This window comes from Bradyrhizobium sp., from assembly GCF_052389815.1.
Taxonomy (GTDB): domain Bacteria; phylum Pseudomonadota; class Alphaproteobacteria; order Rhizobiales; family Xanthobacteraceae; genus Bradyrhizobium.
Genome location: NZ_JBQTHN010000006.1, coordinates 13,104 through 38,582, shown reverse-complemented (window position 1 = coordinate 38,582; position 25,479 = coordinate 13,104). Strand labels below are relative to the sequence as shown.

General features: G+C 65.7%; 20 protein-coding genes, 1 tRNA gene and 1 pseudogene. 13 read left to right on the top strand and 9 right to left on the bottom strand.

Annotated features, from left to right (window positions below; genetic code table 11):
* Window positions 1-82 precede the first annotated feature (82 nt).
* The 3 genes from ugpB to ACT4OC_RS02300 form a co-directional block, all read right to left on the bottom strand.
* Window positions 83-1,399: a sn-glycerol-3-phosphate ABC transporter substrate-binding protein UgpB gene (gene ugpB, locus ACT4OC_RS02310; RefSeq protein ID WP_444837391.1), complete on the bottom strand. Its 1,317-nt coding sequence runs from the start codon at window positions 1,397-1,399 to the stop codon at window positions 83-85.
* 446 nt (window positions 1,400-1,845) lie between these two features.
* The gene (locus ACT4OC_RS02305) at window positions 1,846-3,048 is read right to left on the bottom strand and encodes a CaiB/BaiF CoA transferase family protein (RefSeq protein WP_444837390.1); all 1,203 of its coding nucleotides are present in this window, start codon (window positions 3,046-3,048) and stop codon (window positions 1,846-1,848) included.
* 149 nt (window positions 3,049-3,197) lie between these two features.
* A complete protein-coding gene (locus tag ACT4OC_RS02300; RefSeq protein ID WP_444837389.1) occupies window positions 3,198-3,626 on the bottom strand; it encodes an organic hydroperoxide resistance protein in 429 nt (142 codons plus the stop codon).
* A gap of 164 nt (window positions 3,627-3,790) precedes the next feature.
* Here ACT4OC_RS02300 and ACT4OC_RS02295 point away from each other — a divergent pair, with 164 nt between their 5' ends.
* Entirely contained in the window at window positions 3,791-4,261 is a 471-nt protein-coding gene (locus tag ACT4OC_RS02295; protein WP_444837388.1) for a MarR family winged helix-turn-helix transcriptional regulator, read from the top strand.
* Window positions 4,262-4,385: 124 nt separating this feature from the next.
* On the opposite strand, the gene ACT4OC_RS02290 is transcribed toward ACT4OC_RS02295, so the two are convergent.
* Window positions 4,386-4,461 (bottom strand) — tRNA-Ala (locus tag ACT4OC_RS02290).
* Between the two features lie 65 nt (window positions 4,462-4,526).
* On the bottom strand, window positions 4,527-4,937 hold the full coding sequence (locus ACT4OC_RS02285) for a TIGR02300 family protein (protein WP_444837387.1): 411 nt from the start codon (window positions 4,935-4,937) through the stop codon (window positions 4,527-4,529).
* A 143-nt stretch (window positions 4,938-5,080) separates the two neighbouring features.
* Between ACT4OC_RS02285 and aroA the strand changes: the two genes are divergently transcribed.
* Together aroA and ACT4OC_RS02275 are read left to right on the top strand one after the other, a co-directional pair.
* Window positions 5,081-6,418 (top strand): 3-phosphoshikimate 1-carboxyvinyltransferase, encoded by a 1,338-nt coding sequence (aroA, locus tag ACT4OC_RS02280; protein ID WP_444837386.1) that lies wholly within the window; start codon window positions 5,081-5,083, stop codon window positions 6,416-6,418.
* 19 nt (window positions 6,419-6,437) lie between these two features.
* Window positions 6,438-6,869, top strand: coding sequence for a hypothetical protein (locus ACT4OC_RS02275; protein WP_444837385.1), 432 nt, complete (start codon window positions 6,438-6,440; stop codon window positions 6,867-6,869).
* A gap of 13 nt (window positions 6,870-6,882) precedes the next feature.
* Here the strand turns inward: ACT4OC_RS02275 and ACT4OC_RS02270 are convergent, their stop codons facing one another.
* Window positions 6,883-7,872 carry a Bug family tripartite tricarboxylate transporter substrate binding protein gene (locus tag ACT4OC_RS02270; protein ID WP_444837384.1) on the bottom strand — a complete coding sequence of 330 codons (990 nt, stop codon included), beginning with the start codon at window positions 7,870-7,872 and terminating at the stop codon, window positions 6,883-6,885.
* Window positions 7,873-8,100: 228 nt separating this feature from the next.
* Between ACT4OC_RS02270 and cmk the strand changes: the two genes are divergently transcribed.
* From cmk to ACT4OC_RS02220, 10 genes are all read left to right on the top strand, one after another.
* Window positions 8,101-8,736 (top strand): (d)CMP kinase, encoded by a 636-nt coding sequence (gene cmk, locus ACT4OC_RS02265; protein WP_444837383.1) that lies wholly within the window; start codon window positions 8,101-8,103, stop codon window positions 8,734-8,736.
* A gap of 357 nt (window positions 8,737-9,093) precedes the next feature.
* Entirely contained in the window at window positions 9,094-10,803 is a 1,710-nt protein-coding gene (gene rpsA / locus ACT4OC_RS02260) for a 30S ribosomal protein S1 (protein WP_444837382.1), read from the top strand.
* A gap of 307 nt (window positions 10,804-11,110) precedes the next feature.
* Window positions 11,111-12,091 (top strand): signal peptide peptidase SppA, encoded by a 981-nt coding sequence (gene sppA / locus ACT4OC_RS02255; protein WP_444837381.1) that lies wholly within the window; start codon window positions 11,111-11,113, stop codon window positions 12,089-12,091.
* Between the two features lie 174 nt (window positions 12,092-12,265).
* Window positions 12,266-12,571: an integration host factor subunit beta gene (locus ACT4OC_RS02250; RefSeq protein WP_444837380.1), complete on the top strand. Its 306-nt coding sequence runs from the start codon at window positions 12,266-12,268 to the stop codon at window positions 12,569-12,571.
* An 89-nt stretch (window positions 12,572-12,660) separates the two neighbouring features.
* A complete protein-coding gene (locus ACT4OC_RS02245; protein ID WP_444837379.1) occupies window positions 12,661-13,041 on the top strand; it encodes a LapA family protein in 381 nt (126 codons plus the stop codon).
* Between the two features lie 54 nt (window positions 13,042-13,095).
* The gene (locus ACT4OC_RS02240) at window positions 13,096-13,842 is read left to right on the top strand and encodes a phosphoribosylanthranilate isomerase (RefSeq protein WP_444837378.1); all 747 of its coding nucleotides are present in this window, start codon (window positions 13,096-13,098) and stop codon (window positions 13,840-13,842) included.
* Window positions 13,843-13,937: 95 nt separating this feature from the next.
* Window positions 13,938-15,155 (top strand): tryptophan synthase subunit beta, encoded by a 1,218-nt coding sequence (gene trpB / locus ACT4OC_RS02235; RefSeq protein WP_444837377.1) that lies wholly within the window; start codon window positions 13,938-13,940, stop codon window positions 15,153-15,155.
* Window positions 15,152-15,988 carry a tryptophan synthase subunit alpha gene (gene trpA, locus ACT4OC_RS02230; RefSeq protein WP_444837376.1) on the top strand — a complete coding sequence of 279 codons (837 nt, stop codon included), beginning with the start codon at window positions 15,152-15,154 and terminating at the stop codon, window positions 15,986-15,988. Before trpB ends, trpA begins: the two co-directional genes overlap by 4 nt.
* A gap of 105 nt (window positions 15,989-16,093) precedes the next feature.
* Window positions 16,094-17,035 (top strand): acetyl-CoA carboxylase, carboxyltransferase subunit beta, encoded by a 942-nt coding sequence (accD, locus tag ACT4OC_RS02225; RefSeq protein WP_444837375.1) that lies wholly within the window; start codon window positions 16,094-16,096, stop codon window positions 17,033-17,035.
* A complete protein-coding gene (locus tag ACT4OC_RS02220) occupies window positions 17,032-18,375 on the top strand; it encodes a bifunctional folylpolyglutamate synthase/dihydrofolate synthase (protein ID WP_444837374.1) in 1,344 nt (447 codons plus the stop codon). Before accD ends, ACT4OC_RS02220 begins: the two co-directional genes overlap by 4 nt.
* 59 nt (window positions 18,376-18,434) lie before the next feature.
* Here ACT4OC_RS02220 and trxA read toward each other — a convergent pair whose 3' ends face one another.
* From trxA to addB, 3 genes and pseudogenes are all read right to left on the bottom strand, one after another.
* Window positions 18,435-18,755, bottom strand: coding sequence for a thioredoxin (gene trxA / locus ACT4OC_RS02215; protein ID WP_444837373.1), 321 nt, complete (start codon window positions 18,753-18,755; stop codon window positions 18,435-18,437).
* Window positions 18,756-18,820: 65 nt separating this feature from the next.
* A pseudogene (gene addA / locus ACT4OC_RS02210) lies at window positions 18,821-22,322 on the bottom strand (double-strand break repair helicase AddA).
* The gene (gene addB, locus ACT4OC_RS02205; protein WP_444837372.1) at window positions 22,316-25,459 is read right to left on the bottom strand and encodes a double-strand break repair protein AddB; all 3,144 of its coding nucleotides are present in this window, start codon (window positions 25,457-25,459) and stop codon (window positions 22,316-22,318) included. The pseudogene addA and the gene addB overlap by 7 nt, the downstream one beginning before the upstream one ends.
* Window positions 25,460-25,479 lie beyond the last annotated feature (20 nt).

Sequence of the window (25,479 nt, the reverse complement as noted above, 5' to 3'; positions counted from 1 at the left end):
GGATTGCTTCGCGGCGCCTGCCATCCGGCGGCGCTTCGCGCCGACCGGTTGGCTCGCAATGACGTCCCCCGAGATGTCCGCCCTATTTTGCAGTCTTCTCGAAAGTCCGCAACATGGCGTTGCCCTTGGCGACGGCGTCATCGAGGGCCTGCTGGGCGGTCTTCTTGCCGGCCAGCGCCGCTTCCATCTCCTCGGCCCAGACGTCGCGCATCTGCACCATGTTGCCGAAGCGCAGGCCGCGCGAATTCTCGGTCGGCTCCTTGTTGGTCAGCTCCTTCAGGGGCGTCTGCAGGACCGGGTTCTTCTCATAGAAGCCATCCTTGATGGTCTTCTCGTAGGCCGCCTTGGTGATCGGCAGATAGCCGGACTCCTGATGCAGCCTGGCCTGGCGGCCGGTATCCGACAGGAAGGTGAAGAATTTTGCGACGCCCTTGTACTCTTCCGGCTTCTTGCCGCCCATCACCCACAGCGAGGCGCCGCCGATGATCGAGTTCTGCGGTGCGCCGGCCACGTCCGGATAATACGGCATCGGCACCGAGGTGAAGTCGAACTTGGCAGTGGCCTTCGCCGTGCCGTAATAGCCCGACGAGGTCAGGAAGATCGCGCATTCGCCGGAGCCGAAACGGGCCTCGTTGGTGGAGGTGCGCCCGCCATAGTCGTAGGTCTTGTCCTTCTGCAGGTCGACGAGGTTCTGCAGATGCTTCACATGCAGCGGCGAATTGAACTTCAGCACGGTGTCGAAGCCGTCGAGGCCGTTGGCCTTGGTGCCGATCGGCGCGTTGTGCCAGGCTGAGAACTGCTCGATATGGATCCAGGACGCCCACGAATTGGAGAAACCGCAGGTGTTGTGGCCGGCCGCCTTCAGCTTCTTGGCGGCATCGAACACTTGCGGCCACGTCTTCGGGATATCCGTGATGCCGGCCTTCTTCAATTCGTCCTTGTTGATCCACATGACAGCGGACGACGAGTTGAAGGGGAACGACAGCATCTCGCCCTTCGACGTCGAGTAGTAGCCGGTGATGGTCGGCAGGTAAGCCTTGGGGTCGAACGGCTCGCCGGCGTCCTTCATCAGCTGATAGACCGGCTTGATGGCGCCGGTGGCGCCCATCATGGTCGCGGTGCCGACCTCGAACACCTGCATGATGTGCGGCGCGTTGCCGGCGCGGAACGCGGCGATGCCGGCATTCATCGTGTCGGGGTAGTTGCCCTTGTAGGAGGGCACGACCTTGTAGTCGGATTGGCTGGCGTTGAATTCCGTGGCTAGCCTGTTGACGACGTCGTTATTGGCGCCGGTCATGGCGTGCCACCACTGGATCTCGGTCGCCGCGTGCGCGGGCGTGGCGGCGTTTGCCAGCGAGCCCGCAACGGCCGCAGCCGTGCCGAATTGTCGAAGAGCCATCAAATTCCTCCCGGTTGGAACCGTCATCATCTCGGTTGCGCTACCAGCCGCGTATGACGTGTAAATGACCGTATAAGCGAGCCAATCGTAGGGGGGAAGTGAACCTTAGGGGAAGGGAAATTTCGACGCGGGCGTGATGTGCACCGCAACGCTATCCGGGGTGGTCGCGGACAGACTGCCGCCGCGGACGCCTCCTAGGGCCGGATTTTTTGGACTAGCCGACCGACGTGCTTCCCTTCTCCCCTTGTGGGAGAAGGTGGCGCGAAGCGCCGGATGAGGGGTTCTATCCGCAGGCACAGAACGAGAAAGATGCGCTCGCGGAGAGAGACCCCTCACCCCGCTTCGCTGCGCGAAGCGACCCTCTCCCACAAGGGGACCCACAAGGGGAGAGGGTGATCACCGTGAATTCGCAGGCAGAATGATGCGGTTGCCGCTAGCCGCAGGTCTCAGCGCTTCCGCTCCGTCCCGCAGACCATGCCTTTGGCGACCAGCGCCTCGATTTCGCTTCTGGAGTAGCCGAACTCGCCGAGTACCTCGGCGGTGTGCTGCGAAAATTTCGGCGGCGTGCGGCGCAGGCTGGGTTTGGTCCGCTCCAGCCGGATCGGGGAAGCGACCCCCTTGTACCAGTCTTTCGCGATGACGTCGCCGCGGTGGAGGGTGTGCGGATTGGTCAGCGCCTGGTCGATCTTCTGCACGGGACCTGCGGGAAGGCCGGCGGCGAGCAGGCGGTTGCAGAGCGGTTCGGCCTCGTGCTGGCTGAAGACGGCGGCGAGCTCCGCACGCAGCGCCTCGCGGTTGGCGATGCGGTCCTTGTTGCGGGCAAAGCGCGGGTCGGTGCCGAGCTCGGGCTTGCCGATTTCCTTGGCGAGCTTGCGGAAGGTGCCGTCATTGCCGACGCCGATGAAGATGTTGTCGGTCCTGGTCGGGAAGATCGCGTAAGGAACGAGATTGGGATGCTCGTTGCCGGTGAGCGAGGGCGGCTTGCCGTGCATGAAGTAATTCGCGGTGTGCGGGTGCATGATGGCGAGGCCGGTCTCGTACAGCGTCGTTTCCAGGAACTGGCCGAGTCCCGAGCGATGCCGCTCGGAGAGCGCCATCAAAATGCCAATCGCCGCATAAAGCCCGGTGGTGATGTCGACCAGCGGCACGCCGATCCGCATCGGGCCGCTCTCGGGCGAGCCGGTGGCCGCGATCATGCCGGTCATGGCCTGGATGATGGCGTCGTAGCCGGGATTGCCGCCGCGCGGGCCGTCGGCGCCGAAGCCGGAGATGCGGGCATGCACGAGACGTGGAAATCTTTGGCGCAGCACGTCGTTGCCGATGCCCCATTTGTCGAGCGTGCCCGGCTTGAAATTCTCGATCAGCACGTCGGCGGTTTCGAGCAGCTTCATCAGCACCTCGCGCCCGCCCTCGGAAGCAAGGTCGAGACCGATCGAGCGCTTGTTGCGGTTGATGCCGACGAAATAGGCCGCGTCTTCCTCGTGGAAGGGCGGGCCCCAGTCGCGCACCTCGTCGCCCGCGGGCGGCTCGACCTTGATCACGTCGGCGCCGTGGTCGGCGAGGATCTGCGTGCAATAGGGGCCGCCGAGCACGCGCGTGAGATCGATCACGCGCAGGCCCGTCATCGCGCCGGTGGATGGGGCATTCATGAAGTCAACCTTGGCTTGGATGGGACGAGCCAGAGCTAACGGGCTTCGCGCAAGGCAGCAATGCCTCCCGGCGCACGGGCGTATGCCACACGCGAAAACGGCCCGCCGCGTGGGATGCGACGGGCCGTCGGCTTCCGGATGCGCGTTCGTCAGACGACGGTCAGGCGGACGTCGACATTGCCGCGGGTGGCGTTGGAGTAGGGGCAGACATGGTGGGCCTTTGCGACCAGCGCCTCGGCATCAGCCTTGGCGAGGCCCGGCAGCGATACCGCAAGGTCGATGTCGAGGCCGAATCCGCCTTCCGAGCGCGGACCGATGCCGACCGTCGAGGTCACGGAAACGTCGGCCGGGACCTTCACGCCGCCGCCCTGGGCCGCCACCGCTTTCATCGCGCCGATGAAGCAGGCGGCATAGCCGGCCGCGAACAGCTGCTCGGGGTTGTTTCCTGGGCCGCCTGCGCCGCCGAGCTCCTTGGGGGTCGCCAGCTTGACGCTGAGCGCGCCGTCCAGCGTTTCGGCGGCGCCATCGCGGCCGCCGGTGGCCTTGGCTGTGGTCTTGTAGAGCACTTTCACGGACATGGTGGTCTCCCTTCAGGGGGTTTACAGGTTGCGGCAGATAAATTGCACACAATCGAATTGTACACAATAGAAAAAATAGCGGGTCACATTTAATTGTGCGCAATTGAATTCCGGCGCGACGCGCCCCAGAATGTCCAACCAATTCCATGGGGATGAGAAAGTTCATGGTCCGCAAATCCGCTAGCGATCAGCCGCTCTTGCTCGGCAACCAGCTCTGTTTTGCGATCTATTCCACCGCGCATGCCTTCAATCGCTTCTACAAGCCGCTGCTGGACCGGCTCGGCCTGACCTATCCGCAGTACCTCGTGATGATGGTGCTGTGGGAGCAGGACGGCCTGTCGGTGAAGGAGATCGGCGAGCGGCTGTTTCTCGACTCGGGCACGCTGACGCCGCTCTTGAAGCGGATGGAGACGGCAGGCCTGGTGAAGCGCTCCCGCTCGACCGAAGACGAGCGCCAGGTGATCATCGCGCTGACGCCGCAGGGCGAGGGCTTGAAGGAGAAAGCGCGCAGCCTGCCGCTGTCGATACTCGCCGCGTCGGAATGTTCGGTGGCGGAGCTCGCGGCGCTGAAGAAGGAAGTGGAAGCACTGCGCGACAAGCTGAACGCGGCGTTGGCGGAGAAGGTAGAAGTGTAAGCTCGCGACGGGACTACCAGTCCGCCTCCGCCCTGTCGGACTCCGGCGCGACAGCCTTCGCTCACTTCGCTACGTGAGAGGGGACCGGGCCTGCCGAGCCGTAGCTCGCGAAGCGAGCGAAGGCTGGTGGAGCCAGGCGGGATCGAACCGCCGACCTCTTGCATGCCATGCAAGCGCTCTCCCAGCTGAGCTATGGCCCCGTAGCCGAATCTGCGCGCCTTGGGCGACGCGCGACAGAACCCCAAAACACAGTTCGGGGTTTATCTCAAGTCTCTTCGTCGTTGCCGACGTCGCCGATGATGTCGGTGACGTCCTCGTCGCCTTCCTCTTCGTCGGCGATGAAGGTCGAATCATCGTCATCGTCGCCTTCGATGGTCTCGTCGACCTCGATATCGTCCTCCGACTCGGGAACGGCGGTCTTGACCTTGCCGGTGTTCTCCTCGGCGTCGGCTTCCTCGAGCGAAACCAGGTTTTCGGTCTCCGCGGGCTCCGGCATATCGGCCGCCATGCTGGGCGCAGCAGCGGCAGCGCCGCGCGTCGCCCGCGGCGGTGCCACCGGCGCGATCGGCACCACCTCGCCCGTATAGGGCGAGATCACCGGGCTCTTGTTCAGGTCGTAGAATTTCTTACCCGTCGTCGGGCAAATGCGCTTGGTTCCGAGGTCGGATTTGGCCACGTGCGGATCCTGGGAATGTCTGAAAAACGGAGCTTCACTTGGCTAGTTGGGGGGCTGCTGTCAATAGCGGTTTGCAGGCAATTTTGGGCACCGTGACGCCATCCGGCGCATGTGTTACTGCCCCTGCGCGAAAGGACACAAACTTGACCCATTCCGGACCCGCCACCCCCCTTGAGTCCCGCGCCGGCGGCCCCCTTTCCGGCAAGGTGCGCGTGCCCGGCGACAAGTCGATCTCGCACCGGGCGCTGATCCTGGGCGCACTGGCGGTAGGGGAAACCCGGATTTCGGGTCTCCTGGAGGGCGAGGACGTCCTCAACACCGCCAAGTCCATGCGCGCGCTCGGCGCCAGGGTGGAACGGACGGGCCCGTTTGCCTGGAAGGTCAACGGCGTCGGCGTCGGCGGCTTTGCGGAACCGGCCGCAGCCCTCGATTTTGGCAATTCCGGCACCGGCTGTCGCCTCGTGATGGGCGCGGTCGCGGGTTGCCCGGTGACGGCGACCTTCGATGGCGACGCCTCGCTGCGCTCGCGGCCGATGCGGCGCATCCTCGATCCCCTGGAACTGATGGGCGCGAAAGCCGGCGAGGCCCGCGAGGGCGGCCGCCTGCCGCTGACTCTGCACGGCGCACGCGATCCGGTTCCGATCACCTATCGTACGCCGGTGGCCTCGGCGCAGATCAAGTCCGCGGTGCTGCTGGCGGGCCTCGCCGCACCCGGCGTCACCACCGTGATCGAGGCTGAAGCCAGCCGCGACCACACCGAATTGATGCTGAAGCATTTTGGCGCCGACATCGTCTCGACCGGGGAAGGCGCCCACGGCCGCAGGATTGCGCTGACCGGCGAGCCGGAGCTGCACGGCGCAGAGGTGATCGTGCCAGCCGATCCCTCCTCGGCGGCATTCCCGATCGTGGCGGCGCTGGTCGTCCCCGGCTCCGACATCGTGCTCTCGGACGTCATGACCAATCCGCTGCGCACCGGCCTGTTGACGACCCTGCGCGCGATGGGCGCTTCCATCGAAGAGAGCGACGTGCGCGGCGATGCCGGCGAGCCGATGGCGCAACTTCGCGTGCGCGCCTCGAAACTGCGCGGCGTCGAAGTGCCGCCGGAGCGCGCGCCCTCGATGATCGACGAATATCTGGTGCTGGCGGTGGCCGCCGCCTTCGCCGAAGGCACGACGGTGATGCGCGGCCTGCAGGAATTGCGCGTGAAGGAATCCGACCGCCTCGCCGCGACCGCCGACATGCTGCGCGTCAACGGCGTCAAGGTGGAGATTTCCGGCGACGACCTGATCGTCGAGGGCCGCGGCCATGTCCCCGGCGGCGGCACGGTCGCCACCCACATGGATCACCGCATCGCGATGTCCGCGCTGGTGATGGGCTGCGCCGCCGACAAGCCGGTCAAGGTCGACGACACCGCCTTCATCGCCACGAGCTTTCCGGACTTCATCCCGATGATGCGCTCGCTCGGCGCGGAGTTTTCGTAGCGTCTCTCGGGAAATTTCGATGCGATCCGCTAAGCTCTCTGAAGCCATTTGTGAAATTCAGGACGGGGCCTCTTCGCATGATCTGCTCGCCGCGTTCGTCCGTGCGTTTGACGTCGCGCTCAACGACGAAGCTCGATTCGCTCTTATTGAAGAGGAGCCGGCGTTGTCGAAAGACGAGCGATTCAACGCAATGGTTGGCGCATTGGCGGAATACCTAGCCAAACAGTACAAGCTTGGCCGCGTGCCTGCATGGGTCTCCGGGTCGGCTCGCTACCTTGATCATCCGTGGCACACGAGTTCAATGTTCATTGATTGGAAGCGTGAGCTTTTGACGGATGGCATGCGCGAGTACCTGACCTTTGCAAGTCCCGCCGAATTCGCCTCGCACAATATCTTCACCGACGCGGCGTCGCTGCGGCGGGCGCGCGGTCCACGTTCGGCTCAATCATAGACCCGACCGCCGCTCACGACGGCGCCAGCCCGAGGCTCGACACCGCCTCGAGCCAGACCGGCGCTTCTTCCTTGTAGAGCTTCTGCGTCTCTTCGAAAGTCATCGCCGTATCGTCGATGCCGAATGATTTCATGAGCTTCTGGATCTTCTCCGTCTTGCCGGCGGCGACCAGGAGCTTCGACAGCTTCTGGATGACCTCCGGCGGCGTGCCCGAAGGCACGACGCAGCACTGGAAGCCGGTCAGCTGGAACAGGCGCGGCTTGGCGCCGAGCTCTGCGAAGGAGGGAACATCCGGCAACGTCGACATGCGCTTGCGCGAGACGGCGACCGCGGTGCCGCGGCCGCTTTGCAGGACCGACAGCGCCGCGCCGTAGCTGCCATGGGCGCCGTCGATGAAGCCGCCGGCAAGATCGGTCCACATCGGCGCCTCGCCGCGATAATGGACAGCCTCCATCTTGAGACCATAGGCCTTGTTCATCTCGGCGATCGCCATGTGCGCGTAGGAGCCCGCGCCATAGGTGCCGATGTTCACCTTGTCCGCCTTCTTCGCGTACTCGATAAACTGGGCGAAGGTCTTGGCGCCGGTCTTCTCGCCGACCACGAAGGGCAGGCTGCCCGCCGGCATGATCGAGACGATGACGAAATCCTTCTCGGCGTCGTAGGGGATGTCCTTGATCAGGACGCGGTTCATGATCATCGTCGTGGTGATGGTGAACATCAGCGTATGGCCGTCGGGCGCGGCGCGCTTGGCTTCGGCCGCCGCCACCGATCCCGAGGCGCCGGCCTTGTTTTCGACGGTCACGCTCTGGCCCGTCTCGGCCCGGATGTACTCGCCATAGGTGCGCGAAAACAGATCCGTCTGACCGCCGGCCGGATAGCCGGCGATGATCTTGATCGGCTTGCTGGGCCAGTCGGCTTGCGCGCGGGCCGAAGAGCCGATCAGCGGAATTGCGGAAACGGCCGCAGCGCTGCCGATGAAACGACGTCGTGAAATGGCGCTCATCTTTTCTCCCCATTCGCCGTTCGCATTCGAACGGGCGTTTTGCAGATCAATGGATGGCATTCTCAGGACTGACCGCAGAATAGAGGCGGTCCGGGGCCTCGCGCTTGGACATTTGGACGCATCGGTCGCGTTTGCCTGGCGCGCGTCAGCTCGATGGCGGCGTTGCCATTCCGGGAGCCGAAATAACGGCCTTGACCGTGATGGCCGCTGTGTCGCACATGGCTGCTCATGATCATCGCCATCGACGGACCGGCCGCCTCGGGCAAGGGCACATTGGGCAAGCGCCTCGCCCATCACTACGGCTATCGCCATCTCGACACCGGCGTGATCTATCGCGCGGTGGCCTTCTCGCTGATCGAGGCCGGCGCCGATCCCGGCGACGAGCTGCTGGCGGTCGCCGCGGCGCTCGAACTCGATCCGGAAAAATTCGGCAATCCCGTCCTGAAGACGCAAAAGGTTGGCGAAGCCGCCTCGGTGGTCTCGGCCATTCCCAAGGTGCGCGAGGTGCTGGTCAATTTTCAGCGGCAGTTCGCCGCCGATCCGCCCGGTGCGGTGCTCGATGGCCGCGACATCGGCACGGTGATCTGCCCGCATGCCGACGTGAAGATCTTCGTGGTGGCCGATCCGCAGGTGCGGGCGCGGCGGCGTACGCTGGAAGCCCGCGCGCGCGGCGAAGCGGCCGATGAAGCCGCCGTGCTGGCTGATATCCTCAAGCGGGACGAGCGTGACCGCAACAGGGCCGTCGCTCCCTTGAAGGCCGCTGCGGACGCGCACACGCTGGACAATTCCAACCTCGACATCGAGGCCGGTGTCCGTGCCGCCATCGATATCGTCGAGGCGGTCCGCGCAGCGCGCCGGAAGTGAGGCCTTAACGGCCGAAAACGGGCCATTTCCCGCTTGCCCGCAGGGGTGGTGAGGGCTATACCACCGCCGTCCGGGCTGCCCCCGATGCGATCAGGGCCGTCCGAGCGGGCCGGTTCAGGGATTTCGACACCCTGCCGTCATTGGAGGAAAGCCCGCTCCCCGTCTTGCACGCCGGCACGATAGGCCGGCACGTCCAGGGCCCCGGAAACATCACGTATCGTTTGGGCAGCCATGCTGCCGGCCCGCTGTTGCGCCTCTAGCGACCAGCGGTCGTCGGGTTTTGCGGAGCCCGTCACTGTCCATCCGATGCGCCCATCAACCCGAACGGCCGGCAAGTACCCCGCATCTGGAGAACATATGGCTTCGAATACCGCTTCTTCCCTCACTCCCACCCGCGACGATTTCGCGGCGATGCTCGACGAATCCTTCGGCGGCGGAAACCTGCAGGAAAGCTCCGTCGTCAAGGGCAAGGTCGTCGCAATTGAAAAGGACATGGCCGTCATCGACGTCGGCCTGAAGACCGAAGGCCGCGTGGCGCTGCGCGAATTTTCCGGCCCCGGCCGCGAAAGCGATCTCAAGATCGGCGACGAAGTCGAGGTGTTCCTCGACCGCATCGAAAACGCCCTCGGCGAAGCCGTGCTGTCGCGCGACAAGGCGCGCCGCGAAGAGAGCTGGGGCAAGCTGGAGAAGGCCTTCCAGAACAACGAGAAGGTCAGCGGCATCATCTTCAACCAGGTCAAGGGCGGCTTCACCGTCGACCTCGACGGCGCCGTGGCCTTCCTGCCGCGCTCGCAGGTCGACATCCGTCCGATCCGCGACGTCGCGCCGCTGATGAACAACACCCAGCCGTTCCAGATCCTCAAGATGGATCGCCGCCGCGGCAACATCGTGGTGTCGCGCCGCACGGTGCTTGAAGAGACCCGCGCCGAGCAGCGCCAGGAACTGGTGCAGAACCTCGAAGAGGGTCAGGTGATCGACGGCGTCGTCAAGAACATCACCGACTACGGTGCGTTCGTCGACCTCGGCGGCATTGACGGCCTCTTGCACGTCACCGATATCGCCTGGCGCCGCGTCAATCACCCGACCGAGGTGCTGACCATCGGCCAGACGGTGAAGGTCAAGATCATCAAGATCAACCATGAGACCCACCGCATTTCGCTCGGCATGAAGCAGCTGCTGGACGATCCGTGGCAGGGCATCGAGGCGAAGTATCCGCTGAACGCGCGCTTCACCGGCCGCGTCACCAACATCACGGACTACGGCGCCTTCGTCGAGCTGGAGCCGGGCATCGAAGGCCTGATCCACGTCTCGGAGATGTCGTGGACCAAGAAGAACATGCACCCCGGCAAGATCGTCTCGACCTCGCAGGAAGTCGAGGTGCAGGTGCTGGAAGTGGATTCCGTCAAGCGCCGCATCTCGCTCGGTCTCAAGCAGACCATGCGCAACCCCTGGGAAGTCTTCGTCGAGAAGTTCCCGGTCGGTTCGACCGTCGAGGGCGAGGTCAAGAACAAGACCGAGTTCGGCCTGTTCCTGGGCCTCGACGGCGACGTCGACGGCATGGTGCATCTGTCCGATCTCGACTGGAAGCAGCCGGGTGAGCAGGTGATCGACAACTACAAGAAGGGCGACATGGTGAAGGCCGTGGTGCTCGACGTGGATGTCGAGAAGGAGCGCATCTCTCTCGGCATCAAGCAGCTCGAAGGCGACCCCTTCGCAGAGCCGGGCGATGTCAAGAAGGGCGCGGTGGTGACCTGCGAAATCACCGACGTGAAGGAAGGCGGCCTCGACGTGAAGATCGCCGGCACCGACTTCACCACCTTCATCAAGCGCTCGGAGCTGGCGCGCGACCGCAACGACCAGCGCCCCGAGCGCTTCGCTGTCGGCGAGAAGGTCGATGCCCGCGTCATCCAGTTCGACAAGAAGGCCCGCAAGGTCCAGGTGTCGATCAAGGCGCTGGAAGTGGCCGAGGAGAAGGAAGCCATCGCGCAGTACGGCTCCTCCGATTCGGGCGCCACGCTCGGCGACATCCTCGGCACCGCGCTGAAGAATCGCGGCGAGAACAAGTAAGCGGCGCGGGGTATCTGCATCGCAGCGAACAGAAGGCCCCGGTTTCGACCGGGGCTTTTTTTATTTTCAGTCGTCCCGGCCAAGCGAAGCGCGAGCCGGGACCCATAACCACAGGGCGTGGTTTTGCGAAGACTGGGGCTACAGCTCGCTCCAACGACTATACCCGGTGGTTATGGGTCCCTGCTTTCGCAGGGACGACGGCAGCCGGGCCTTGTTTTCTTCAAAATAGGCCGCAATTGATGTAATCAGATAAGCCGATAATTACGTTATCGCAGGCAAAACGCCGCCACGTCTTCAGGAGCTTTCGATGTCGCTGGATTCGGACATCATCGTCGATCGCCGCAGGATTCGCCGCAAGCTGACCTTCTGGCGCGTCGCCGCCGCGCTGGTGGTGATCCTTGCTGTCGTCGTCGTTGGCATTATCGCAACGCCGGGCGGCCGCGGCTCGCTTGCCGTCACGAGCTCGATTGCGCGCGTGAAAATCGACGGCCTGATCCGCAGCGACCATGACCGCGTCGAGGCGCTGGAGCGGCTGGAGAAGTCGCAGACCGCTGCCGTCATCGTGCACATCAATTCGCCCGGCGGAACCACCGCCGGCTCCGAGCAGCTCTACGACTCGCTGATGCGGCTGAAGGCGAAGAAGCCGCTCGTGGTCGTGGTCGAGGGGCTCGCCGCTTCCGGCGGCTACATCACTGCGATTGCCGCAGACCATATCGTCGCGCAGCAGAGCTCGCTGGTCGGCTCGATCGGTGTGCTGTTCCAGTTTCCCAATTTCACCGAGCTGATGAAGACGGTCGGCGTCAAGGTCGAGGAAATAAAGTCCTCGCCTCTGAAGGCCGCGCCCAACGGCTTCGAGCCGACCAGCCCCGAGGCGCGCGCCGCCATCGACGCGCTGGTGAAGGATTCCTACGCCTGGTTCCGCGGCCTCGTGAAAGAGCGCCGCGGCATGGATGACGGGCAGATCGAAAAGGTGGCCGATGGCCGCGTCTTCACCGGCCGCCAGGCGGTCGAATTGAAGCTGATCGACGCGCTCGGCGACGAGAAGACGGCGGTGGCCTGGCTCGAGGCCAACAAGAACGTCAAGAAGGGCCTTCCCGTGCGCGACTACAAGCTGCAGCCGCGCTTCGGCGACCTGACCTTCCTGCGCGCGGCGGCCTCGATCACCCTGGATGCGGTCGGCCTTTCCACGATCGCGCGCCATGTCGAGCAGTCCGGCGTCGGCCAGGCGGTGGATCGCCTGTCGATGGACGGCATGCTGGCGCTCTGGCAGCCGGCCACCGCCAACTGAGGGGCGGAATCCGCCCCTCTCCCGCGCCGCACTCGCATTGCTTGCATCGTGACAGACCGGCCCCGGGCCGTTTGTCACGCCTTTTCGCGCCGCCCAAAATTGATTTAGCGTCTTGACAGTTCAAGGCATTTTCACGGAAATGGCTCAGTTAAACGGTCCCGGACGTATTCCTCGATGATCAAATCCGAACTCGTTCAGCGCATCGCCGAGCACAACCCGCACCTCTACCAGCGGGATGTCGAGAACATCGTCAATGCGATCCTCGACGAAATCGTGGCCGCGCTGGCACGTGGCGACCGGGTCGAGCTGCGCGGCTTCGGCGCCTTCTCGGTCAAGCACCGTCCGGCCCGTGCGGGGCGTAATCCGCGCACCGGCGCCCATGTGCCGGTCGACCAGAAGAGCGTGCCGTTCTTCAAGACCGGCAAGGAAATGCGCGAGCGGCTGAACCGCGAGCCCGTGACGCCCGAGAGCGGCAATTGAGCGTTTTCAGCCGGTAAGCCTGCCGGCGGTTACGCCGGACCCGCAGGGAAAAGCGCGATTCCCGGCCTCGATTCAGACGGAAGATGGTCATGCGAAAATTCCTTACCGCGCTGGTCGTCATTCCCCTTGGCGTCTTCTTCGTCATCTTCGCGGTCGCCAACCGACACCTGGTCACGGTTTCGTTCGACCCCTTCAATTCGGTGACGCCGACGGTTGCGGTGACGCTGCCGCTGTTCGTGGTGATCATCGCCTTCACCATGCTCGGCGTTCTCGCCGGGGGCATGGCGACCTGGTTCCGCCAGGGCCGCTGGCGCCGCTCGGCCCGCCAGCATGAGGCCGAAGCCCGCCAGATGCGGGCCCAGCTGGCCGACCTGCGCACCCAGAACGCCCGGGAACAGCGCTATCCCGCGCTTCCGCAGGGTGGCATTTACGGGTCCGCCGGGCGAGACAAGCAGAGCGCGACGTTGTAGAACCCGCCCCGTCTGCCGGCCAAATTTCGGTCTTTGTTGCGGTCCGAAGGAACCATGTCCCTGCTCGTCAAGATTTGCGGCCTGTCCACGCGCGAGACTCTCGACGTCGCGCTGGCGGCTGGCGCAGACATGGTCGGCTTCGTGTTCTTCCCGCCCTCGCCGCGGCACCTGTCGCTGGAGACGGCGCGCGAGCTCGGCCGCGCGGCGAAGGACCGTGCGACCAAGGTGGCGCTGACCGTCGATGCCGACGATGCGACCTTCGAGAACATCATCGAGACGCTGAAGCCCGACATTCTGCAGATCCATGGCAAGGAGACCACCGCCCGGGTGCGCGACATCAGGCAGAAATTCGCCCTGCCCGTGATGAAGGCGTTGCCGGTGGAGACGGCGGCCGATCTGGCGGCGCTGCCCGGCTACGCCGCAGTAGCCGACCGCATCCTGTTCGACGCCCGCGCGCCCAGGGGCGCCACGCGTCCGGGCGGGTTGGGTGCAACCTTCGACTGGCATGTGCTGGAAAGTCTCGATCTCAATCTGCCCTTCATGGTTTCGGGCGGGCTGCATGCCGGCAACGTCGCCGAAGCCGTCCGTGTCACGCGATGCGGCGGCGTCGACGTCTCCTCGGGAGTCGAGCGCACGCCCGGCGTCAAGGACCCCGACATGATCCGCGACTTCATCCGCGCCGCGCGCGCGACACAACTTTCCTCACCTCTCCCCGTTTACGGGGAGAGGTCGGATCGCGTCAGCGATCCGGGTGAGGGGGAGTCTCCACGCACTCAACACTCGACGAATTTGCGGGGCTAGCCCCTCACCCCAACCCTCTCCCCGCCTTCGCCAAGGCTTCGGCGGACAAGAGAGCGGGGAGGAAGTAAAACGGCAGAACAAGAATTGACGGTTCGATGAATCCAAGACTTCCAAATTCTTTCCGCAGCGGCCCCGACGAGCGCGGGCATTTTGGCAATTTCGGCGGCCGCTTTGTCGCGGAAACGCTGATGCCGCTGATCCTCGATCTGGAAAAGGCCTATGCCGTGGCCAAGGCCGATCCGGCCTTTCATGCCGAGATGAACGGTTACCTCAAGGACTATGTCGGCCGGCCGTCGCCGCTCTATTTCGCGGAGCGTCTCACCGAGCATCTCGGCGGCGCGAAGATTTATCTGAAGCGCGAAGAGCTCAACCACACCGGCTCGCACAAGGTGAACAACGTGCTCGGCCAGATCATGGTCGCGCGGCGCATGGGCAAGAAGCGCATCATTGCCGAGACCGGCGCCGGCCAGCATGGCGTCGCTACCGCCACGCTGTGCGCGCGCTTCGGCCTCGAATGCGTCGTCTATATGGGCGCGGTCGACGTCGCGCGGCAGGCGCCGAACGTGTTCCGCATGGAGATGCTGGGCGCCAAGGTCGTGCCGGTGCAGTCGGGCACGCGCACGCTGAAGGACGCCATGAACGAGGCGCTGCGCGACTGGGTCACCAATGTGCACAACACCTTCTATTGCATCGGCACGGTGGCGGGCCCGCATCCCTATCCGATGATGGTGCGCGACTTCCAGTCCGTGATCGGCGATGAGACGCGCAAGCAGATGATGGAGGCCGAAGGCCGCCTGCCGGATTCGCTGGTCGCCTGCATCGGTGGCGGCTCAAATGCGATGGGCCTGTTCCATCCCTTCCTCGACGATCCCTCGGTCGAAATCTTCGGCGTCGAGGCGGCCGGCCACGGGCTGACGCAGCTGCACGCGGCCTCGATCGCCGGCGGCCGTCCCGGCGTGCTGCACGGCAACCGCACGTATCTCCTGATGGATGCCGACGGCCAGATCCAGGACGCGCATTCGATCTCCGCGGGCCTCGATTATCCCGGCATCGGCCCCGAGCACTCCTGGCTGCACGAGACCGGCCGCGTCACTTATCTCTCGGCGACCGACAACGAAGCGCTCGATGCCTTCATGCTGCTGTCGCGGCTGGAGGGCATCCCGCCGGCGCTGGAAAGCGCACATGCGATCGCCAAGGTGACGGAGCTCGCGCCGAAGCGTCCGAAGGACCATCTGATGGTCGTCAATCTCTCCGGCCGCGGCGACAAGGACATCCCGCAGATCACGGAAATTCTGAAGGGCAGGAAGCAGTGACCACCCGCATTGACGCACGCTTTGCCGAACTTGCGAAAGAAGGCCGCTCGGCATTCGTCACCTTCCTGATGGCCGGCGATCCCGATCCCCAGACCTCGCTGAACATCATCAAGGCGCTGCCCAAGGCGGGCGCCGACATCATCGAGATCGGCATGCCCTTCACCGATCCGATGGCGGACGGCCCGTCGATCCAGGCCGCCGGCCTGCGCGCGCTCAAGGGCGGCATGACGCTCACGAAGACGCTGGAGATGGTGCGCGGCTTCCGCAAGGACGACGACGCCACGCCGCTGGTGCTGATGGGCTACTACAATCCGATCTACATCTATGGCGTCGACAGGTTTTTGGCCGACGCCAAGACTGCTGGCGTCGACGGCCTGATCATCGTCGACCTGCCGCCGGAGGAAGACGATGAGCTGTGCATCCCCGCGCTGAAGGCCGGGCTCAACTTCATCCGCCTCGCAACGCCGACCACCGACGACAAGCGCCTGCCGGCGGTGCTCGCGAACACGTCGGGCTTTGTCTATTACGTCTCCATCACCGGCATTACCGGCGCGGCCGCGGCCGACTCCAAGGCCGTCGGCGATGCGGTGGCACGCATCAAGCGGCACACCAAGCTGCCGGTCTGCGTCGGTTTCGGCATCCGCACGCCGCAGGCGGCGCGCGCCATTGCCGAAAAGGCCAACGGCGCCGTGGTCGGCACGGCGCTGGTCGATGCGCTGCGCGACAGCCTGGATACGCAGGGGCAGGCCACCACCAAGACCGTGGCCGCCGTAGCCGATCTCGTGGCGTCGCTGGCGCAGGGTGTCCGCGGCGCCAGGCAGGCGGCAGAATAGGTCACAATTGGCTGCCAATTGAGCTGAAAGGCGGCTTGCCCGGCGTGATTCGGGCCGCCATATAATCCAGGCGAGTGCGTAACCACCCGCATTTCGGAGCGAACCATGAACTGGCTCACCAATGTCGTCCGGCCGAAGATCCGCAACATGCTGCGGCGTGAGACGCCGGAGAACCTGTGGATCAAGTGTCCGGATTCCGGGCAACTCGTGTTCTACAAGGACGTCGAGGCCAACCAGTTCGTCATCCCCGGCTCCAACTACCACATGCGCATGGGCGCGGTGGCGCGGCTGAAGTCGATCTTCGACAACGAGACCTGGTACGACATCGCGCTGCCCGAGGTGACCGCCGATCCCCTGAAGTTCCGCGACGAGCGCAAATATGTCGACCGCCTCAAGGATGCCCGCGCCAAGACCGGGCTGAACGACGCGGTCAAGGTCGGCTACGGCAAGCTCGAGGGCGCGGCCGTCGTCGTCGCCGTGCAGGATTTCGATTTCATGGGCGGCTCGCTCGGCATGGCCGCGGGGGAAGCCATGGTGCGCGGCATGGAGCTGGCGCTGGAGAAGAAATCGCCGTTCATCGTGTTCGCCGCCTCCGGAGGCGCGCGCATGCAGGAAGGGATCCTCTCGCTGATGCAGATGCCGCGTACCACCGTGGCGGTGCAGATGCTGCGCGAGGCAACGCTGCCCTACATCGTGGTGCTGACCAATCCGACTACCGGCGGCGTCACTGCCTCCTATGCCATGCTCGGCGACGTCCACATTGCCGAGCCCGGCGCGCTGATCGGCTTCGCCGGCGCGCGCGTGATCGAGCAGACCATCCGCGAGAAGCTGCCGGAGGGCTTCCAGCGCGCCGAATATCTGCGCGACCACGGCATGGTCGACATGGTGGTGCATCGCCATGAGATGCGTCCGACGCTGGCGCGGCTTTGCCGCCTCCTGATGAAGTCGCCTGCGCCGGAGACCGAGTCGAAACCGGCGCCCGAGGTCACCGACCCCACGCAAATCGTAACGGCTCCGGAATCGGTGCCGGCCGCGCCGCACGCGTGAACGCGCCTGCGGCCACACCGTCGGCGCCCCTTGGCGAGGTGATCGCGCGCCTGTCCGCGCTGCACCCGGTCAAGATCGACCTCGGCCTCGAGCGCATGCACCGCGTGCTGGATCGGCTCGATCATCCCGAGCGCAAGCTGCCGCCGGTGATCCACGTCGCCGGCACCAATGGCAAGGGCTCGACGATCGCCTACCTGCGCGCGATCCTGGAGGCCGCGAACCTTCGGGTCCACACCTTCACCTCGCCCTATCTGGTGCGGGTCAACGAATGCTTCCGCCTCGGCCGCGCCGGAGGCGGCGTGCTCGTGGGCGACGATGAGCTGACGGGCGCGCTGGAGCGCTGCGAGGCGGCCAATGCCGGCGCGCCGCTCACGGTGTTCGAGAGCAAGACGGCGGCGGCCTTCTGCCTGTTTGCGGAAAACCCCGCCGACGCATTGCTGCTCGAGGTCGGTCTCGGCGGGCGGCTGGATTCCACCAACGTCATCGAGCAGCCGCTGGCGAGCGTGATCGCGCCGGTCAGCATGGATCACACGGATTTTCTCGGCAGCACGCTCGCCTCGATCGCCGGCGAGAAGGCCGGTATCATCAAGCGCGGCGTGCCCGTGGTCTGCGCGGAACAGGCCGACGAGGCGATGGCGGCGATCGAATCGCAGGCGCAGCGGATGCGCGCGCCGCTGTTTGCCGCGGGCCAGCAATGGCATGCCGGCGTCGAGCGCGGGAGCCTCGTTTATCAGGACGACCGCGGATTGATGGACCTCGCTGCGCCAAGACTGTTCGGCCGCCACCAGTTCGATAATGCCGGCCTTGCCATCGCGACGCTTCGCGCGACCGATGCGTTCAAGATCGGCCACTCCGCCTTCGAGGCCGGCATCCTCGGTGCCGAATGGCCGGCGCGGATGCAGCGGCTGTCGTCGGGCCGCCTGATCGAGCAGGCGCCGGCCGGCTCGGAAATCTGGCTCGACGGCGGCCACAATGCCGAAGGCGGCCGCGTCGTCGCGGCGGCGCTCGGCGACCTCGAAGAGCGCGTGCCGCGCCAGCTCGTCATCATCGCGGGCATGATGGGCAACAAGGATGCCGGCGGGTTCCTCGCCAATTTCGCCGGCCAGACCCGTCACATCATCGCGGTGCCGATCCCGGATATGGACAACGCGATGCCGCCGGATCGCCTGGCGGACGCCGCGCGCCAGCTTGGCATGCGCGTCGAGATCGCCGACGGCGTCGAGGCCGCGCTGCGCTCGCTGGCGAAGCTCGCCTATGAGACGCCGCCGCGTATCCTGATCGCCGGCTCGCTTTATCTCGCCGGCCACGTGCTGGCGCTCAACGGCACGCCGCCGGGCTGAGCAAAACAAAAACGGCCGGCTGATCGCCGGCCGCCTCGTCATTCATACATCGAAGCCGGTCAGACGGCAGCGGAGATCCACTGCTGCAGCTTGGCCTTCGGCGCGGCGCCGACCTGGCGGGAGGCCATCTCGCCGCCCTTGAAGATCATCAGGGTCGGGATCGACATCACGCCGTACTTCGACGCCGTCTTCGGGCTCTCGTCGACATTGAGCTTCACGATCTTGACCTTGTCGCCCATGGAGCCGGCGATCTCGTCGAGCGCGGGGGCGATCATGCGACAGGGGCCGCACCATTCGGCCCAGAAGTCGACCACGACCGGGCCGCTCGCCTTGAGCACTTCGGCTTCGAAATCGGTGTCAGAAACCTTGCCAACGGCCATGAGATACCTCGTTCGGTTACATGATAAAGGGCGCGGGAATCGCGCCCAAACAGCATGGGCTGAACCTATGAACGCGCCCCCGCCGGGTCAAGCAGGCTCACGTCGAGATGATTGGGATGCCAGGGCCGCGTCCAGCGCGGGAGCCGAAATCTCCATCAAATCAGTCGTTTCGGTCCATAGCAGCGCAGCCCGGATGGGGCGCTGGGGATAAAGCCTGGCAAGAACGGCCCGATACAGAGCGAGCTGCCGGACATAACCTTCTGGGGCTTCTGCCGCCGTCGCCGGCGGCATGTGGTTGGTCTTGTAGTCCAGGATCAGGACTTCGGCCGGGGTAACCACCAGCCGGTCGATCTGGCCCGACACCAGTCGTCCCTCCAGCCGGCCGACGATCGGCACCTCGGCGCGGCTGCCGGCTGCGAACACCGGAGCGAAGCGCGGGTTGCAGATCAACGCCAGCGCCTTTTCCGCCAGCGCCTCGCGCTCGGCTTCGGTCCAGGCCTCGGCGTTGCGGGCGAGATAGCCGATCGCAAGCTCGCGGCGGCGCTCGGCGGCGACGTCGGGCAGCGATTGCAGCAGGCGATGCACCAGCACGCCGCGCTGCAGGGCCCGGGCGCGTAGCGCCATCGATTCGCCGCTGCGAAAAACCTTGCCCTCGTCCTTGCCGGGATCGGAGGGACGCAGCCGGCCCACGGCAGCCGCTTCGGGGGCGGCCCTGGTGAGCAGCCAGTCCGGCAGTTGCATCGGCGCGACCGGTTTTGCCGCTTCGGCGGCGGCTTTGGCCGACGGCCCGTCCTGCGGACGGGTGTAGCGCTTGATGATGCCGTTCGCCGGCGTCGGAATCTCCTCGAGCTGCAAGCCGGAATTGGCAAGGCCCTTGCCGACGAGGTCATACCAGGAATTGGTGCGCACGCGGTTCATGTTGCCGGGCATGCAGCCGCCGATGATCAGGCGGTCGGCGGCGCGTGTCATCGCGACATAGAGCAGGCGGCGATATTCATCCTCGATCTCGTCGAGCATTGCCTGGCGCGCATTGCCCACCGCCGGCGGATCCTCGTTCTTTCTCACGGCCCACACCATGACCTCGCCGCCCTTGCCGTCGGGCAGATCGATCAATCGAAGCCGTTGCGTGTCCTGCGGCGATGTCGTGGTGTCCGTCAGGAACACCACCGGGGCTTCCAACCCCTTGGCGCCATGCACGGTCATGACCCGGACCTCGTCGCGCGAGATTTCCATGTCGCGCTTCACCTCGAGGTCGGCGGTGCGCAGCCATGCCATGAATCCCTGCGGCGAGGCCGGTGCCTTGCGCTCGTAGGACAGCGCGAGCTCGAGGAACTCGTCGAGCGCGTCGTTCGCCTCGTGTCCGAGCCGCTTCAGGATGCGCGCCCGTCCGCCGTCGCCGCCGAGCAGCCAGGCAAAAAAGGCGAATGGCGTCTCGTTCAGGAAGCGACGTTCGCATTGGTCGAGGCGTGCAAGAACGTGTGCGAGCCTTGCATCGCCCACCGCCCGCGCGTTGAGCTGGTCGCGCAAGCAACCCTTGCGGTCACGCGCCAGGCGGAACAGGTCGTCGTCATCGAGGCCGAACAGCGGGCTCTTCAAGGCCACCGCGAGCGCCAGATCGTCCTGCGGCAGCAGCAGCGCGTCCGCGAGGTTCATCAGGTCGATGATCGCGATGTGCTCGGTGAGTTTCAACCGGTCGGCGCCCGCAACGGGAATGCCGGCGTGCTTCAGTGCCTGGATAACGGCGTCGAACAGGTTGCCGCGGCGGCGCACCAGCACCAGCACGTCGCCATAGGTAAGGCGCCTGCGGTCGCCGCTGCGTCCGGTCATGGTGCCGGACTGGATCAATGACCTGATCTCGGCCTGGACGCGTTTTGCGAGCTTTACCTCGGGGCTGGTCACCGAGACGCCGTCGAACGGCGCGCGCCAGCCTTCGATGTCCTGCTTGTCGTCATGCTCGGCCAGCTCCCAGAGATCGATCACCCCGGGGCCGGCATCGGCGAGCGATTCGTGCACGGGGTAGGCGTTTTCGGCGTGAATGCTGCCGTAGATCACCTCGTCGCGGAACACATAGTCGACCGATTGCAGGATCGCCGGCCCCGAACGGAACGAGGTCGTGAAGGGGACGCGGTCGAATTTCAGCTTCGCGTCCTCGAATTTCTTCTGCAGCGCCTTGCGGCGCTTGTCGAACTCGTGGGGGTCAGCGCCCTGGAAGGAGAAGATCGACTGCTTTTCGTCGCCGACTGCAAACATGGTGCGCACCACCCCGTCGCGTGCGCCGGCGCCGGTCGTGAATTCGGCGATGAGGTGCTCGACGATGTCCCATTGCCGGGGGCTCGTATCCTGCGCCTCGTCGATCAGCACGTGATCGACGCCGCGGTCGAGCTTGTAATGCACCCAGCCGGCGGAAACCTTGTCGAGCATGGCCAGCGTCTTGTCGATCAGGTCGTCATAGTCGAGTAGGCCGCGCTCCAGCTTCTCGCGGTGATAGTTCTCCGCCGCCGCGGTCGCGATATGCAGCAGGGCCTCGGTGCGGTCGCGGATGATGACGGCGCGGCGCTTCTCTATCAAAGGCCAGATGCGCTTGACTTCCGCTTCGAACAGCCGGCCGATGGCTGGATTGTCGCGGCCAAAACCCTTGGTCACCACCATTTTGCGAAGGGTCCTGTCGGTGGTCAGGAATACATCGAGATATTTTTCGACCTGGTCGGTACCCGTCGAAGATAGCGCTTCGCGGAGCTGCGCCGACTGGTCCTGATCCGACTTGCTGCCCGTATCCAGGGCGCTCGCGATGTCGGCCCATCCCGCACGCTTCAGATAGGGGCCGTCTACCATGTCGCGCTCGATGTCCTCGATGCGGTCGCTCGCATCGACGCCGAGCGCCGCGGACATCTGGCTGGCGGCGGCCGCGGCGCCGCCCGCCGCCCTGGTCCATGCCAGGAACTGATCGCGGCTGAGGCAGGCCTCGCGAACGACGTCCTTGAAGGTCACGTCGGCGGCATTTGCCATCGCGGTGTTGAGCGCGCGGCCCGCGACGCTCTCGGGATCGCGCGAGGCCTCCAGCAGCACCGCGAGATTGGCGCGCTCCATCATCTCGTTCTGGTCGCGGTCGTCGAGCACGGCAAAGCGCGCCGGCACATTGGCCTCGAACGGGAACTGCTGCAGCAGCCGCGTACAGAGCGCGTGGATGGTCTGCACCTTCAGGCCGCCCGGGGTCTCCAGCGCGCTCGCAAACAGTTCGCGGGCCGTCTTGCGCAATTTTACGGTCGGCTGTGCGATGCCGGCCTCGCGGATCGCCTCATTCAGGGCGTCGTCGCCGAGCGTCACCCAGTGACCGAGCGTGGTGAACACGCGCTCGGCCATGTTGGCGGCGGCCGCCTTGGTGAAGGTGATGCAGAGGATTTTTTCCGGCGGCACGTCCGACAGCAGCAGGCGGATCACCCGCTGCACGAGCACATGCGTCTTGCCGGAACCGGCATTTGCCGAGACGAAAGCCGAGCCGGTCGGATCGGACGCGCGCGCCTGCGTGGCGCGAACGGCGTCGGGAATGGGCCGCGGCGCCTTCACCATTCCGGGATCTCCAGCCCGCCGGCCGCCGACCACTCCTTGATGCGCGCCAGGTTGTCGTAGTCGCCGTAGCGGGCGGCCCACATCGAGAGGTTCAGCGAGGTGTAGGCCTGACCCTCGTCCTCGAACTTGCGGATCAGTTTCTCCAGCTCCGCGCGGGCGTAATCTGCGGCGACGTCGGGATGTTGCGGCGTCTCGCTCGGCCGCATCTTCAGCTCCACGGTCTTCTGTTCGCCCGGCGGATTGTTGCCGCTGAGCCTGACATAGACGAGCTGGCTCACCGACGAGCCGGCATGGATATCCTTGAAGCCGCCCTCGCGCAGGATGGCGGCCTCCAGCGTCAGCTGCGGCGACAGGCCCATGCGCACCTGCTTGCCGGTCGGCGGCAGGCCGGTCTTGTAGTCGAGGATCGCATAGCTGCCGTCGCTGCGGCGCTCGATGCGGTCGGCGCGGGCGGAGAGGGTGAAGATGCGCTCATTGTCGAGCGGAATCTTGATGTCGCCCTCGATCTCGGCCTCGATCGCGCTGACATTGCTGCGGCGGGCGATCTCCCACTCGGAAAACCATTTGGCGATGCGCTGGAAGCGCGGCCACCACAGCGCGCGGGCTTCCGGCCGCTCCATCAATGGCTCAAAGAATTTGCGGCCAATCTCGCGCAGCGCGATGGCGGGATCGGCGGGCAGCTGCTTTGCATAGGTTTGCGTGAATTCACCGAGCGCGGCGTGGATGGCCGAACCGCGATCGGCGGCGGACAGCGGCATGTCGACGGGATCGAGCGGCGCGAGCCTGAGGATGTAGCGCGCATAGATCGTGTAGGGATCGCGCAACCAATCCTCGACCGCGGTGACTGAAAGCCGCGTCGGCCGCATCGCGCGCGGCGGCCTCGGCGCCGGTTGCGGGATCGGCTTGACTTCGTCGGGCTGGTCGAGTTCTCCGGCAAAGGCGACGTACCTTCCGCCGGCCGCTTTCGCGGCGTCCCATCGCGCTTCGCCTGCGACGGCCTCCAGTCGATGCAGGAAGCGCGAGGCGACTGCAGGTGCGCCGCCGACCTTGGTCGAATGGGTGAGGATGACCTCGCGATGGCCGAGCAATTGTGCGAAATCGTGCGCGGAGAGGCCGATGCGGCGCTCCGGCAAATCAAGGCCGAGTTGATGCCGCATCGGCCGGCTCAGCCAGGGATCGGGCCGGGGCGCCGGCGGCCAGACGCCTTCGACGAGGCCGCCCAGGATGACGAGGTCGGCCTCGGTCAGGCGCGCTTCGAGTTGGCCGTAGATATGAAGCGGCGCGCCGCCGGCTTCCGGACGCCGCACCATGCGGTCGGCGAACGCAGTCTGGAACACCTCCGGATAGTCGCCGAGCCGGACCGTGAGCCCGTTCTGTCTCTGGCTCGCCAGCAGGTCGTCGAAAGCCGAGGCCAGCGCCGATCCCTGCTGACCGTCGAAGGCGACGACTACGCCGTTCTCGTCGGCCGACAGATTGCCGATGATCTCGCGATGGCGCTGCGCCAGTTCGGCGAAGTCATGGGGCTCGGACGGCGCGATGCTTTCCAGCGGCGCGAGCGCTGCCTGCAACGCCCTGATCAGCGCTTCCGCCCGATCGAGCTCGCCGTCGTGTAGTTTCGCACGCGGCTCTCGCCTATGCAGCGACGACACCTCGCCTGCGCGATATTTGCGAAGCTCGTCGCGGAAACGCGCGAAGTCGCGCGCAAGGCCGCCGGTGCCGGCCTGAGGACGGGTGCCACGCAACAGCGCCAGCTCCAGCACCTCGATGCCGCGCTTGTGCGCGCCATGCGTGCCGCCGAGCCGGATCAGGGGATGCTTGAGCAGCGCCAGCAAGGTCGGCGGCTCCAGCCCCCTTGTCGCTGCCTCCGCCGCCAGCCGGGCGAAGATGCCGGCGGACGTTTCCGTCAGCGCGTCACCGCCGGAATCGTCGAATTCGAGCTTCCAGCGATCGAGCGCCGCACCCACCCGCCGCGCCAGCGCGCGATCCGGCGTTACCAGCGCCGCCGACTTGCCGAGATGCCGCGCCTCACGCATCGCAATCGCAATCGCAAGCGCCTCCATTTCGGTATTGGTCGCCTCGACCACGGCAAGATCCCGCATGCCGGCGGCGATGCGCGCCGCGATCGCGGGCTCGCGCAGGCGATCGTGCCATTGCGCAGTGGCGCCCGACGGCCGCATCGCCTCCGACATCAGGACTTCGCGGCCGCCTTGCGCAGGCGCGCCGAGAATCTCGACGTCGCGCCGCCTGATGCCGAGGCGGTCGAGCAGTGCGTGCATGGCGTATTGCGGATGGTTCGACGCCGGCGGCGTCAGGAATCCACCTTGCCCGCTTCTGATGCCGCCGATCAGGTCCCACGCCCCGTCATCGAGGTCGGTGTCTAGGCCCGGCAGCACGACGGCGCCGTGCGGAAGTTTCGCCACTGCATGCAAGAATCTGGCTGTGGCCGGCATCGAACCGGTGGAGCCTGCCGCGATCACTGGCCCGTCATGCTGCCGCGCGAGCCGCGTGGCCTCCGCGTCGATCAGCTTGTCGCGGCGTGCGGCCGGCTCGATCCTGTTTTGCTCCGCCAAAAAGGCGGGCCAGGTCTCGCGCGCAATGCGCAGGAATTTCAGTGAATGCTGCCAGTATTCATCGAGCTCGGTCGGGACCAGGCTGTCGAGCGCGTTCCAGTCGACGCCGCGCGTCACCATGTCGTCGATCAGCCGCGCCAGGTCAGTGGCGAGCGCGAGCGTCGAAGCCGGACCGCCGACGACCAGCGGCGACGTCGCGGGCATCTTTGCCCACGCCGCCACCAGATGGGCCAATACCAGCCGGCGCTCCAGCTCGCCGAGCTTCGGCGGAATGTCGAGCGGGGCGATGCCGCCGGGTTCGGCTTCTTCCGAGAAGGCAAGCTCGTCCTCGTCGATGTCGCCGAGGGCGACGATGCGCGGCAGGATCACGGCATCGGCGCCGAGCACGTCGAGGAAGATGCCGTGCGCCAGGCGCCCGGCGCGGCGCGTCGGCAGATACAGCGTTGCGCTTGCCAGCCGTTCCGGCCGCGTGCGCGCCTCGAAGCCCTCGATCAGGGCGCCGTCGACCAGCGCCGCGATGACGGAGCGCAGGAACGGCACGGAAAGGGGAACGCTGAAAACGCGCATGGGCTTCCTGATTCGCGATC

Bases quoted from the DNA above. Each gene is read 5' to 3' on its own strand.
- ugpB (WP_444837391.1), bottom strand. From the start codon at position 1,399: ATGGCTCTTCGACAATTCGGCACGGCTGCGGCCGTTGCGGGCTCGCTG.
- ACT4OC_RS02305 (WP_444837390.1), bottom strand. From the start codon at position 3,048: ATGAATGCCCCATCCACCGGCGCGATGACGGGCCTGCGCGTGATCGAT.
- ACT4OC_RS02300 (WP_444837389.1), bottom strand. From the start codon at position 3,626: ATGTCCGTGAAAGTGCTCTACAAGACCACAGCCAAGGCCACCGGCGGC.
- ACT4OC_RS02295 (WP_444837388.1), top strand. From the start codon at position 3,791: ATGGTCCGCAAATCCGCTAGCGATCAGCCGCTCTTGCTCGGCAACCAG.
- ACT4OC_RS02275 (WP_444837385.1), top strand. From the start codon at position 6,438: ATGCGATCCGCTAAGCTCTCTGAAGCCATTTGTGAAATTCAGGACGGG.
- ACT4OC_RS02270 (WP_444837384.1), bottom strand. From the start codon at position 7,872: ATGAGCGCCATTTCACGACGTCGTTTCATCGGCAGCGCTGCGGCCGTT.
- cmk (WP_444837383.1), top strand. From the start codon at position 8,101: ATGATCATCGCCATCGACGGACCGGCCGCCTCGGGCAAGGGCACATTG.
- rpsA (WP_444837382.1), top strand. From the start codon at position 9,094: ATGGCTTCGAATACCGCTTCTTCCCTCACTCCCACCCGCGACGATTTC.
- sppA (WP_444837381.1), top strand. From the start codon at position 11,111: ATGTCGCTGGATTCGGACATCATCGTCGATCGCCGCAGGATTCGCCGC.
- ACT4OC_RS02250 (WP_444837380.1), top strand. From the start codon at position 12,266: ATGATCAAATCCGAACTCGTTCAGCGCATCGCCGAGCACAACCCGCAC.
- ACT4OC_RS02245 (WP_444837379.1), top strand. From the start codon at position 12,661: ATGCGAAAATTCCTTACCGCGCTGGTCGTCATTCCCCTTGGCGTCTTC.
- ACT4OC_RS02240 (WP_444837378.1), top strand. From the start codon at position 13,096: ATGTCCCTGCTCGTCAAGATTTGCGGCCTGTCCACGCGCGAGACTCTC.
- trpB (WP_444837377.1), top strand. From the start codon at position 13,938: ATGAATCCAAGACTTCCAAATTCTTTCCGCAGCGGCCCCGACGAGCGC.
- accD (WP_444837375.1), top strand. From the start codon at position 16,094: ATGAACTGGCTCACCAATGTCGTCCGGCCGAAGATCCGCAACATGCTG.
- trxA (WP_444837373.1), bottom strand. From the start codon at position 18,755: ATGGCCGTTGGCAAGGTTTCTGACACCGATTTCGAAGCCGAAGTGCTC.
- addB (WP_444837372.1), bottom strand. From the start codon at position 25,459: ATGCGCGTTTTCAGCGTTCCCCTTTCCGTGCCGTTCCTGCGCTCCGTC.